This window comes from Paraburkholderia sp. WC7.3g (assembly GCF_050436345.1).
GTDB lineage: Bacteria > Pseudomonadota > Gammaproteobacteria > Burkholderiales > Burkholderiaceae > Paraburkholderia > Paraburkholderia podalyriae.
The window spans coordinates 708,151-719,040 of record NZ_JBNDMA010000001.1; the positions used below are offsets into that span (position 1 = coordinate 708,151).

Annotated in this window: 12 protein-coding genes; 4 read left to right on the forward strand and 8 right to left on the reverse strand. The window is 67.3% G+C overall.

Features of this window, described 5'->3' with window-relative positions:
• Nucleotides 1–52: 52 nt before the first annotated feature.
• From OKW43_RS03350 to OKW43_RS03370, 5 genes are all read right to left on the reverse strand, one after another.
• Nucleotides 53–925, reverse strand: coding sequence for a phosphoribulokinase (locus tag OKW43_RS03350; RefSeq protein ID WP_187633310.1), 873 nt, complete (start codon nt 923–925; stop codon nt 53–55).
• Nucleotides 926–980: 55 nt separating this feature from the next.
• A complete protein-coding gene (locus OKW43_RS03355) occupies nt 981–2,084 on the reverse strand; it encodes a class 1 fructose-bisphosphatase (protein ID WP_429445242.1) in 1,104 nt (367 codons plus the stop codon).
• A gap of 27 nt (nt 2,085–2,111) precedes the next feature.
• The gene (gene cbbX, locus OKW43_RS03360; RefSeq protein WP_429445244.1) at nt 2,112–3,107 is read right to left on the reverse strand and encodes a CbbX protein; all 996 of its coding nucleotides are present in this window, start codon (nt 3,105–3,107) and stop codon (nt 2,112–2,114) included.
• A gap of 45 nt (nt 3,108–3,152) precedes the next feature.
• Nucleotides 3,153–3,581, reverse strand: coding sequence for a ribulose bisphosphate carboxylase small subunit (locus tag OKW43_RS03365; RefSeq protein ID WP_027195078.1), 429 nt, complete (start codon nt 3,579–3,581; stop codon nt 3,153–3,155).
• A gap of 117 nt (nt 3,582–3,698) precedes the next feature.
• On the reverse strand, nt 3,699–5,198 hold the full coding sequence (locus OKW43_RS03370; protein ID WP_429445247.1) for a form I ribulose bisphosphate carboxylase large subunit: 1,500 nt from the start codon (nt 5,196–5,198) through the stop codon (nt 3,699–3,701).
• 496 nt (nt 5,199–5,694) lie between these two features.
• Between OKW43_RS03370 and pqqA the strand changes: the two genes are divergently transcribed.
• From pqqA to OKW43_RS03385, 3 genes are all read left to right on the forward strand, one after another.
• Nucleotides 5,695–5,769 (forward strand): pyrroloquinoline quinone precursor peptide PqqA, encoded by a 75-nt coding sequence (pqqA, locus tag OKW43_RS03375; RefSeq protein WP_113062024.1) that lies wholly within the window; start codon nt 5,695–5,697, stop codon nt 5,767–5,769.
• A 105-nt stretch (nt 5,770–5,874) separates the two neighbouring features.
• A complete protein-coding gene (locus OKW43_RS03380) occupies nt 5,875–6,474 on the forward strand; it encodes a DUF447 domain-containing protein (protein WP_429445249.1) in 600 nt (199 codons plus the stop codon).
• Nucleotides 6,475–6,500: 26 nt separating this feature from the next.
• A complete protein-coding gene (locus OKW43_RS03385; protein WP_429445251.1) occupies nt 6,501–7,244 on the forward strand; it encodes a (5-formylfuran-3-yl)methyl phosphate synthase in 744 nt (247 codons plus the stop codon).
• Between the two features lie 22 nt (nt 7,245–7,266).
• Here the strand turns inward: OKW43_RS03385 and OKW43_RS03390 are convergent, their stop codons facing one another.
• From OKW43_RS03390 to OKW43_RS03400, 3 genes are all read right to left on the reverse strand, one after another.
• On the reverse strand, nt 7,267–7,857 hold the full coding sequence (locus OKW43_RS03390) for an aspartate kinase (protein WP_187633316.1): 591 nt from the start codon (nt 7,855–7,857) through the stop codon (nt 7,267–7,269).
• A 66-nt stretch (nt 7,858–7,923) separates the two neighbouring features.
• Nucleotides 7,924–9,036, reverse strand: coding sequence for a hydantoinase/oxoprolinase family protein (locus OKW43_RS03395; RefSeq protein ID WP_429445253.1), 1,113 nt, complete (start codon nt 9,034–9,036; stop codon nt 7,924–7,926).
• Entirely contained in the window at nt 9,033–10,076 is a 1,044-nt protein-coding gene (locus tag OKW43_RS03400; protein ID WP_429445255.1) for an ATP-grasp domain-containing protein, read from the reverse strand. Before OKW43_RS03400 ends, OKW43_RS03395 begins: the two co-directional genes overlap by 4 nt.
• Before the next feature lie 14 nt (nt 10,077–10,090).
• On the opposite strand from OKW43_RS03400, the gene OKW43_RS03405 reads away from it, so the two are divergent.
• Nucleotides 10,091–10,852: a HisA/HisF-related TIM barrel protein gene (locus OKW43_RS03405; protein WP_429445257.1), complete on the forward strand. Its 762-nt coding sequence runs from the start codon at nt 10,091–10,093 to the stop codon at nt 10,850–10,852.
• Nucleotides 10,853–10,890 lie beyond the last annotated feature (38 nt).

Sequence of the window (10,890 nt, forward strand, 5' to 3'; positions counted from 1 at the left end):
CTCCTTGCGAAATGAAGCTCGGCATGAAGCTCGGCATGCATCGGGGTACCGGTCAGGCGCGCGAGCGCCGGTCGATCAGTTGCAGGATCATCGGCGTGAAGATCAGCTGCATCGCGAGTCCCATCTTGCCGCCCGGCACGACGATCACGTTCGGGCGCGACATGAACGAGTCGTGCAGCATCGTCAGCAGATACTGGAAGTCGATGCCCTTGGGCCGCGCGAAGCGGATCACGACGAAGCTCTCGTCGGGCTGCGGGATCTCGCGCGCGGTAAACGGATTGGACGTGTCCACGGTCGGCACGCGCTGGAAGTTCACGTGCGTGCGCGAGAACTGCGGGCAGATGTAGTTCACGTAGTCGGGCATGCGCCGCAGAATCGTGTCGACCACCGCTTCGTGCGTGTAGCCGCGCATCGTCTGATCGCGATGCAGCTTCTGGATCCATTCGAGGTTGATGATCGGCACGACGCCGATCAGCAGATCCGCATGCCGCGCGATGTCGATGTTCTCGGTCACCGCCGCGCCATGCAGTCCCTCGTAGAACATCAGATCGGTATTGGGCGCGACGTCCTCCCACGGCGTGAAGGTGCCGCCGTCCTGCTTGTAGAGCTGCGCTTCGCCCGCGTCGTGCACGTAGTGGCGAAACTGTCCGCCGCCGTTTTCGCCGTAGCGCGTGAACAGCGTTTCGAGCTCTTCGAGCAGATTCGCTTCCGGTCCGAAGTGGCTGAAATTCGGCACGCCGTCGCGTTCGCGCTCCTGCATCGCGGCGCGCATGCCGTTGCGGTCGTAGCGATGGAACGCATCGCCCTCGACGATCTGCGCATTGATGTGCTCGCGTCGGAAGATATGCGTGAAGCTCTTCATGACGGTGGTGGTGCCCGCTCCGCTCGAGCCGGTCACCGCGATGATCGGATGTTTGACTGACATGCGTTTGTCTCCGGATGACTGTGTTCTGTGCGCTGTGCTTGCGGTCGGTCGCTGATCACGCCATGAAATCCGGCAGGAACAGCGAGCGCGTGCCGAACAGCGGCGACGTGAAGGGCTTGTCCTCGCCGCGGTCATATTCGCCGTGATAGCGCGCAATCCGCTCGACCTCGTTCTTCGAGCCGAGGATCACCGGCACGCGGCCATGCAGCGCGCGCGGCGCGACATCGAGAATGCGCTCGCGGCCGGTGATCGCGAGGCCGCCCGCCTGCTCGACCAGAAAGCTCATCGGATTCGCTTCGTAGAGCAGGCGCAGGCGCCCTTCCATCGCCGGCGTTTTCGAATCGCGCGGGTACATGAACACGCCGCCGCGCATCAGGATGCGATGCACTTCCGCGACCATCGACGCGATCCAGCGCATGTTGAAGTCGCGCGCGCGGCAGCCGCTGCGGCCGTCCTTGCATTCCTGCACGTAGCGGCGCACCGGCGGCTCCCAGAAGCGCTCGTTCGACGCGTTGATCGCGAACTCTGCCGTTTCTTCCGGGATCCGGATGTTCGAATGCGTGAGCACGAAGTTGCCGATGTCGCGCTCCAGCGTGAAGCCATGCGTGCCATTGCCGACCGACAGCACCAGCATCGTCGCCGGCCCATACACGGCGTAGCCGGCAGCGACCTGTTCGCAGCCGGGCCGCAGGAACGCGGCTTCGCTCGCCGCATGTTGCGCGGGATCGCGCGCGCGCAGCACCGAGAAGATCGAGCCGACCACGCCATTGATGTCGATATTCGACGAGCCATCGAGCGGATCGAACGCGAGCAGATATTCGCCGCGCGGATAGTCCGGCGGAATCGCGTAGACGTGCTCCATTTCCTCGGACACCATCGCCGCCAGCAAGCCGTCCCACTCGCATTGCTGCACGAAGACGTCGTTGGTCGACACGTCGAGCTTCTTCTGCTCCTCGCCATGCGTGTTGATGGTCTGCGCGGAACCGTAGTTGCCGCCGAGCGCGCCCTTGGTCAGCATCGCCGAGACCGATTTGATGGCCGCCGCCACGTCGATCAGCAGCGCGGAGAGTCCTGCGGTGTCCCGCGTGCTTTCCGAACACGGCGGGCGATCGAGCGTGTCGATCAGGAACTTCGAAAGTGTCGTGCGTCCGTCCTGCATGGCGTTCTCCGTCGATAGTGTCGTGATTCAGCCCGGCGGCGCCGGAACGACGCGCGCGGTGCAAGGCGATGGCGAGGACGGCTGCGGCGGCGCGTCGAACACGCGGCTCGCGCGCACGTCGGCGGCGTCGATCAGCGTCAGCGTGGCGGCGTCGACCGGCTCGCCGCCCTGCAATGCGCTCGCGAACAGGCGGTTCGCCTGGCGCAGCCGCGCGCGGTCGAGCGCATTGCGCACCGAGCGCGCGTTGGCGAAATTCGGCTGGCGGATGCGGCGCGTCAGATAGTCGGCGAACGCGCGGCGCGACGCCGCATCGAAGCGGTAATGCATGGCGCCGAGCATCCGCTCGGCGATTTCGAGCAGCTCCGTGTCGGCGTAATCGGGAAACGTGATGTGATGCGCGATGCGAGACCGGAAACCCGGATTGCTGTCGAAGAACACTTCCATCCGCGACGCGTAGCCGGCCAGAATCACGACCAGATCGCTGCGCTGGTTCTCCATCGTCTGCAGCAGGATTTCGATCGCTTCCTGCCCGTAGTCGCGCTCGTTCTCCGGGCGATACAGGTAATACGCTTCGTCGATGAACAGCACGCCGCCCATCGCGCGCTTGAGCACGTCGCGCGTTTTCGGCGCGGTGTGGCCGATGTACTGGCCGACCAGATCGTCGCGCGTGACCGACACCAGATGATTGCGGCGAATATAGCCGAGCCGGTGCAGCACTTGCGCCATGCGCAGCGCAACCGTCGTCTTGCCGGTGCCGGGGTTGCCGGAGAAGCACATATGCAAGGTCGGCGCGCCGCCCGCGAGACCCAGCGAAGCCCGCGCGCGCTCGACCAGCAGATGCGCGGCAACTTCGCGAATGCGCGTTTTCACGGGCGCGAGCCCGACCAGATCGCGATCGAGCTCGCCGAGCACGTCGCCGATGCCCGAGTCGCGGTACAGCGCCGCGAGGTCGATATGGGGCGCGGCTGCGTCGCTGTGCGCGGCAGACGCGGGCAGTGCGTCCACGGTGGCGGCGTCTGTCATGGTTCCTCCTCGCTGCGGGTTGGGTCGTGCGAGCTGGCGGCGGCGTCAGCCCGCCGCGCCATAACGCTCGCCCGCGGGCCGGTCGCCCGCATAGCCCGTCATGCTGTAGCGCTGCGTGCGTCCCTGCGCGTCCTGCCGCAACAGACGGAAGCCCGGCTCCACGTCCGGCCGGTTGACGATGAACGACAGGCGCATCGTCTCGAAAGTACGCACCGAGTCGAACGCGTTGACCTTGATGTAGTGCTGCGGCCGCGCCTCGCGGCACGCCCTGACCTCCTGCAACACGCCGGCCGCGTCGTGCAGGTCGAACATCGGCAGACCCCACATTTCCCAGTAGGTGTTGCGCGGATGCGGGTCGTCGGTGAATTCGACCGAACAGGCCCAGCCCTGGCGCAGCGCGTAGTCGATCTGCAGGCCGATTTCCTCATCGGTCAGCTCGGGCAGGAAAGAAAACGTTCCTTGAGTAATACGCATGACGAACCTCGTGGATGGATGTCGCGTTCAGAACGGCGTCAACGGTGCCCCGCGCGGTGCCGTTGCACCGCGTGGCGGATGCGCTCGTGAGGCGCTCGCGGGAAAAGCTCGGCTTTGCTAGGCCGCCGTCGGCGTGGCGGCGAAATCGGGCGTATCGGTCGATGCGTAGTTGAAGCTCACGTCGCGCCACGTATCGAGCGCCTGCTTGAGCGGCGTGCACCAGCGCGCGGCGGCTTCGAGCACGTCGGGCCCTTCGCGCAGAATGTCGCGGCCCTCGTTGCGCGCCTTCACCATCGCTTCGAGTGCGACGCGGTTCGCGGTCGCGCCGGCCTGGATGCCGGCCGGATGGCCGATCGTGCCGCCGCCGAACTGCAGGATCGCGTCGTCGCCGAACAGCTCGAGCAGCTGATGCATCTGCCCCGCGTGAATCCCGCCCGAGGCGACCGGCATCACCTTGCGCAAGCCGGCCCACGGCTGATCGAAGAAAATGCCGCGCGACAGATCGACCGCGTTGTGCGCGTCGCGGCACACGTTGTAGTAGCCCTGCACCGACAGCGGATCGCCTTCGAGCTTGCCGACCGCGGTGCCCGCATGCGCGTGATCGACGCCCGCCATGCGCAGCCATTTGGCGATCACGCGAAACGAGATGCCGTGATTGCGTTGCCGCGTGTACGTGCTATGCCCCGCGCGATGCAGGTGCAGGATCATGTCGTTCCTGCGGGCCCAGCGCGACATCGACTGGATCGCGGTCCAGCCGATCACGAGGTCGATCATCACGATGCACGAGCCGAGTTCCTTCGCGAATTCGGCTCGCTCGTACATGTCCTCCATCGTGCCGGCCGTCACGTTCAGGTAGTGCCCTTTGAGCTCGCCGGTCTCCGCCTGCGCGCGGTTCACCGCCTCCATCGCGAACAGGAAGCGGTCGCGCCAATGCATGAACGCCTGCGAGTTGATGTTCTCGTCGTCCTTCAGAAAATCGAGGCCGCCGCGCAGGCCTTCGTAGACCACCCGTCCATAGTTCTTGCCCGACAGACCGAGCTTCGGCTTGACCGTGGCGCCGAGCAGCGGCCGTCCGTACTTGTCGAGCCGTTCGCGCTCGACGACGATACCGGTCGGCGGCCCCTGAAACGTCTTCAGATACGCGACGGGGATGCGCATGTCTTCGAGCCGCAGAGCTTTGAGCGGCTTGAAGCCGAACACGTTGCCGATGATCGACGCGGTCAGGTTCGCGACCGAGCCCTCTTCGAATAGATCGAGTTCATAGGCGATGTACGCGAAGTACTGCGGCTCGTCGGCGCGAGAGACCGGCACCGGCTCGACGCGATATGCCTTCGCGCGATACATGTCGCAGGCGGTGAGCCGGTCGGTCCACACCACCGTCCACGTCGCCGTCGAGGATTCGCCGGCCACCGCGGCCGCCGCTTCCTCGGGTTCGACACCGGGTTGCGGCGTGATGCGAAACAGCGCGATCACGTCGGTGTCTTTCGGTTCGTAGTCCGGCTGCCAGTAACCCATCTCGCGGTATTTCATCACGCCCGCCGCGTACCGCTCGCGCGGCGTGTGCGGATCGCGCGCATCAGATTCGGGCTGGATCGGCGGTTGACTGAAATCGTTCATGACGTGTCCTCGAAGGTGGCAAGCGCACTGACGGAAGAACGAAGCGCTTGGTTTGCACTGTAGACACGGACACGCCCAACGGGAATTCACGATTTTATTTGGCAGACTTAACGGATCGGTTATTACTCCAACTTCGGCTACCACATCGTGAGGTTCTTTTTCGAGCCGTGCGACGCGAATGGGAGCAGAATGTGTCGGTGAGCGATGCGGGCACGACGTGACAGCGCAAGCAAATCAGCGAATCGCGATGGCACACTTTGCTTCGTTTTCGCCACACCGCGCGGTGGCTTGCGTCTGGCATGCCGCGCGGACGCCACGGCGTGGCGCAATTCGCCGGGTGCTGTATTGGCTGTCGAACGCACGCCCGCCTGGTTGGCCGGTACGCGCATGGGCACGGAGCTTGCGTGATGCCGGCTGCCGTCGACACCGGGCGTTACGCCGGGCCGGCGGCGCAACGCTGTTCCACCCGCTGTTTCAACCGAAGGAGAAAGCGCGTATGCAATGGACGACTCCGAGTTACACCGACGTACGCCTCGGTTTTGAAATCGTGATGTATGTCGCTACGCGTTAAGCCCGCAACCGGGCCGCACGCTGCGGCCCCCTTGCGGTTCCCGTTTGTGTTCGACCTCTGCTGACGGCCGGCCTTCCGGCGCTGTCGGGACACACGTTCCCAGCCATGATCCACGAAACGATCGTCACCACGGCAGCGTGCGATGGCCGTCCTCATATCGCGCCGATGGGCGCGCGCTACGAGGGTGAGCGCATCATCCTTGCGCCTTTCCGCCCGTCGGTCACGCTCGACAACGTGATCGCGACGCGCGCGGCGGTGCTGAACTTCACCACCGACGTGCGCATCTTCGCGGGCTGCGTCACGCACTGCGCGACCGATTGGCCGACCGTGCCCGCCAGCCGCGTCGCGAGCGTGCGTCTGGCCGAATCGCTCGCCCACGCCGAGCTCGAACTCGACGAACTGCGCGACGACGCCGAGCGCCCGGTGCTGGTGATGAAATGCGTGCACCGCGAAAACCACGCGCCGTTCGCGGGCTTCAATCGCGCGCAGTCGGCTGTCGTGGAAGGCGCGATTCTGGTGAGCCGGCTCTTCATGCTGCCGGCCGACAAGGTCGATCACGAAATGGCCTATCTGCAGATTGCGATCGACAAAACCGCCGGCGACCACGAGCGCACCGCATGGGGCTGGCTCGTCGCCACGATCGCGCGATATCGCGCGAGCCTCGAAGGCGCGGCGCATCAGGCCGCCACTTCGGTCCATCACTGAACCCCTTCCCCTCGCGGAGAACCCCGATGACCGCATTGCTCGCGAGCGTCCGCTCGGCTGACGAAGCATTCGACGCGGCACGCGCTGGCGCCGAGCTGATCGACCTGAAGGAGCCGAACGACGGCGCGCTCGGCGGCCTGTCGATCGGCGCCATCACGAACATCGCGCGAGAGCTGCGCGCGCGCTACCCGGTCAAGCCGATCAGCGCGGCGATCGGCGACGTGCCGGCCGATGCGTTCGACGAGATCGCCGCGCGCGTCATCGACGTCAGCGACGCCGGCGTCGATTACGTGAAGGTCGGCGTCGCGCGCGGACCGGCCGCGCGCCGCTGTATCGAGCAGCTGGCGAGTCTGCCGGCCTCTGTGGTGCCGGTGCTGCTGTGCGACGGCGGCATGGACGACGAGTTGGTCAGCCACACCGCGGCGCTCGGCTTTGCCGGCCTGATGTTCGATACCGCGAGCAAGGACGGCGGCACGCTGTTCGATCACGTCGACGTCGACACGCTCGCGCGCTGGTTGCGGCTCGCGCGCCAGCGCGGCGCGATGGCGGGCATCGCGGGGGCGCTCGGCTGGGCGCAACTGCCGCAGATCCGCGCGCTGGCGCCCGACGTGGCCGGCTTTCGCACCGCGCTGTGCGCCGACGGGCGCCGCTCGCGGCTCGATCCCGAGCGCGTCGCGCAATGGGCGAGCGCGTTGCATCGGCCGGCCGCAGAGGTACGCGTCGATAATGCCGCGCCGTTGCCGGGCTCGACGAACGCGACGCGGCTCTAGGGTCTATTTAGCTGGTCACCGATCACACCACCGGAATATTCAGCAAACGGTCGCGCATCAGCGCGACGTTGCTCTTGTCGAGCAGTTCGACCACATAGTTCGCATCGGTCACATAGTCGACGAACCTGCGGTCGACCACCCCCGCCGCGACCAGCGTTTCGAGCGGATCGTCGGCGGCGATCGGACAGGATTTGACGACGATGAGCCGCTCCGCGTTGAGCATCGTCGATAGCCAGGCGGCGAGACTGTCCGAGGTCGTGTCCCAGTTGCTCATCGCATCCGGCGTGTCGCGCATCAGCGCGGTCGGCACCCACACGGCGACTTGGCCGTCGCGCAACGTGCGGCGAATCTTCGCCTCGCTCGACGCGATCACCAGTTCGGGCGAGACGCCCTGCATCAGCAGCGCGTATTGCGTCATCGCAAGCAGACACATGTTGTGCGCGGCCAGATCGTCGAAGTTCCACTCGCCCTGGTACTGGCGCACCTTGTCCGCGAAATCGCCACCGCCGGGCACGATGACCACGCGTCCGCCGCCGACTTCGCATAGCTCGCTGAGCCAGTGGCGCAGCGCCGGGTCGTGACTCAGGCTGCCTCCGATCTTGACCACCCACATAACTGTTGCCCTCGCGTCCAGTTGAGTGCCCGGCCCGGGCCGCTTCGTTTCGCAACTTCGTTCTACTCATGCCGCGCGCGCGGCGATACCACGCGTGCGTTGCCGCCGCGCTTCCGGTCGTTCGCGCGCCGCGAGCAGCGCGACCGCCACGCTCGGCGCGCAGGTCGCCGCCCATGCCGCGCAGGCGTCCGGCACGCCCGCCAGCGCGCCGAAGTCGATATAGCCGCGCGCCTCGTCGCACGCCAGGGCGGCGACGAGGAAGCGGCCGCAGCCAGCGCCCACCAGCGGCGCGGCCGCGAGCGCCGGATGCGCGGCAACCACTCGCATCAGATTCGCGCCGATTTCGCGCAATTGCAGCGCGCGCCAGCGCCGCGCAAAGTGCAGCCATTCGACGTCCGACGCGTCGTGCGCGTCGCGCCCGATCATCCGCGCGAGGCGCGCGCGGCTCGCCGCCTGCGTTTTCGGGCCCTGGTCGGCGCTTGGCTGCGCGTCGTGCAGCGGGTCCAGTTCGCCGGTCAGCCGGTAGACGTCGGCGGTCGTCGCGAACCATTCGTTCATCACGTTGAGCGTGGCGCCGCCGAATTCGATCCGATGCGCGACGCCGCACAACGGCGTGCGCACGACGCCGTGATACACGAGTTCGCCGGTCGCAAGCCGGCCCGCGTCGGTCGCGGCACGCGCGACGACGCGGCCGTCGACGATCGGAATGATGTCGGTGGTGGTGCTGCCGATGTCGATCAGCAGCGCGTCAGCCCTGCATGCGGCGACCCAGCTCGCGGTCGCGAGCCAGTTCGCCGACGCGACCTGACGCCAGCCGGCAGCGCAGTCGGCCGCGGCGAGCCAGCCGGCGGCGCCGGCGTAGAAATGCAGCGATGAACCGAGCCGCTGCGCGAGCGCGGCGACGATCGCGCGCACCCCTTCGGCGCGATCCGCGAACAGGTCGACCATCTCGCCGGTCATCGTCACCGCATGCTGCGCGGCGTCCGTGCGAGCCTGCGGCCAGCGCTCGAGAACGAGGTCGATCGTGCGGTGCAGATGGTCGAGTCCCTGCCATAGCGGACACGGCCATTGCACGACGTCGAGCACGGCGCCGCCGCCGTCGACGAGCGACACCTTCACGTGCGCGCCGCCGACGTCCCAGCCGAACCGCGCCGCCGGTTCCGAACGGACGGCGTTCAAGGGCGCACCTCGCGCATCGGCGAATTGGCGCGCGCCGCGCCGCGGCGCTCGATGCGCACGCCCTGCGCGGCCAGCAGCGCGCGCGTCAGCGCGCTCCCGCGCGCCGCCGACAGCCCCGCAAACGCGACCGTCAGACGCGGATTCACTTCGATCACGACTGGCCCGCGTTGCGGATGCCACACCACGTCGATGCCGACGAAGCCGCACAACCCCGGAATGGCTCGGGCGACGCGTTGCGCGAGCGTGTCGAGCGTGCGACCCATGTCGCTGCGACGATCGATCTGATCGACCAGCACACCGTCGAACTGGACGATCCGCGCGATGTCGCCCGACGCGTCGCCGCCACTCAAGCCGATCTGCTGACGGTTGATGCTGACGAGCTCGGTAGCGTCGCCGTGGCAGATCAGCGACAGGCTCAACGGCTCGCCGTCCACCCACGCCTGCAGCACCGGATTGCGCGCCGCGGCCGCGCGCGCGTCGTATTCGGCGCAGGCATCGGCGAAGCGCTCGTACACCATCGTGTCCAGCCCGCCCGCGCCGTCGTCGGGTTTGACGACCCAGCGGCCTGCGTGCCGCGCCGTCGTGTCGCCCGGTTCGAGCGCCGGCGTCGTCGCAATGCCATGCGCGGCAAGACACGCCGCGCTCGCGCTCTTGCTCGACGCGACGCGGATCGCTTCCTTCGCGCAGCCGAGCCAGCGCGCGGCGCCGACCGCATCGTGAAAGCGCAGCAGCAGCCCGTCGCATTCCGGCGCGACGATCCACGCGTAATCGTGCTCGCGCGCGGCGCGCGCGACGAATGCCGTCATCGATTCGCCGGGCGCGGCCATACAATGCGCGTCGCCCGCCGCTAACGTTTCGAAGCGCGAGGTCGCGAAACTCACGTGCACGCCGTCGAGTTCACGCAGAGCGGCAACCAGCGCGTCGCGCATCACGCGTCCTTCGACGATTAGCGCGCTCAAATCGGCAAGACTGCCAGGGTCGGCGAGTTCGGGGTCGATGCCGCCGCCGGTGAGATACTCATAGACAAAGATCTTGGTCAAAGGAAAGCGCCCCTATGCAGGTGATACCTGTTCTCGATCTGCTCGACGGCCATGTCGTGCGCGCGGTGCGCGGCGAGCGGAGCGCCTATCGGCCCATCCAGTCCCGCCTCGCCGCGACGAGCGAGCCGCTTGCCATCGCCCGCGCGCTGCTCGATGCCAGCGGCGCGCGCACGCTCTATATCGCCGATCTCGGCGCCATCCTGGAGCGCGGCACGCATGCGTCGACGCTCGCCGGCTTGCTCGCCGCGCTGCCCGGCGTCGAGCTGTGGCTCGACGCGGGTTTCGCCGACTACGCGTCGATGCGCGCGCTGTTCGAGCGCATCGACGACGCTGTCACCGAGCGCCACGACTACGACGACAGCCATGCTGCCGGCCCCCACCGCGCGACCCTCGTGCCGGTGTTCGGCTCGGAGACGCTGCGCGACATCCACGCGCTGCATGCGGCACAGCGCGCCGGTCTCGCGCCGATCCTGTCGCTCGATCATCGCGCGGGCGAACTGCTCGCCGCGACCGCGCTCGACCGCTCGTCGGCGTGGTGGCCGTCGCGCGTGATCGCGATGACGCTCGATCAGGTCGGCAGCTACGCCGGCCCCGATCTCGCGACGTTCGAACGCCTGCGCGCGCAAGCCGCCGCGCACACCACGCTGATCGGCGCGGGCGGCATCCGCAATCGCGACGATCTGGCCGCCGCGGCCGGCACCGGCGCAAGCGCATGGCTGGTGGCATCCGCGCTGCACGATCGACAGATCGACTGCGCGCATTCCGATTCCGCGTAGGCCTTCCATACAATTTCCATGCCACGCGATTCAGCGGC

Excerpts from the sequence above, each read along its gene's own strand:
- OKW43_RS03350 (WP_187633310.1), bottom strand. The coding sequence starts at position 925 with ATGTCAGTCAAACATCCGATCATCGCGGTGACCGGCTCGAGCGGAGCG.
- OKW43_RS03355 (WP_429445242.1), bottom strand. The coding sequence starts at position 2,084 with ATGCAGGACGGACGCACGACACTTTCGAAGTTCCTGATCGACACGCTC.
- cbbX (WP_429445244.1), bottom strand. The coding sequence starts at position 3,107 with ATGACAGACGCCGCCACCGTGGACGCACTGCCCGCGTCTGCCGCGCAC.
- OKW43_RS03365 (WP_027195078.1), bottom strand. The coding sequence starts at position 3,581 with ATGCGTATTACTCAAGGAACGTTTTCTTTCCTGCCCGAGCTGACCGAT.
- OKW43_RS03370 (WP_429445247.1), bottom strand. The coding sequence starts at position 5,198 with ATGAACGATTTCAGTCAACCGCCGATCCAGCCCGAATCTGATGCGCGC.
- OKW43_RS03380 (WP_429445249.1), top strand. The coding sequence starts at position 5,875 with ATGATCCACGAAACGATCGTCACCACGGCAGCGTGCGATGGCCGTCCT.
- OKW43_RS03385 (WP_429445251.1), top strand. The coding sequence starts at position 6,501 with ATGACCGCATTGCTCGCGAGCGTCCGCTCGGCTGACGAAGCATTCGAC.
- OKW43_RS03390 (WP_187633316.1), bottom strand. The coding sequence starts at position 7,857 with ATGTGGGTGGTCAAGATCGGAGGCAGCCTGAGTCACGACCCGGCGCTG.
- OKW43_RS03405 (WP_429445257.1), top strand. The coding sequence starts at position 10,091 with ATGCAGGTGATACCTGTTCTCGATCTGCTCGACGGCCATGTCGTGCGC.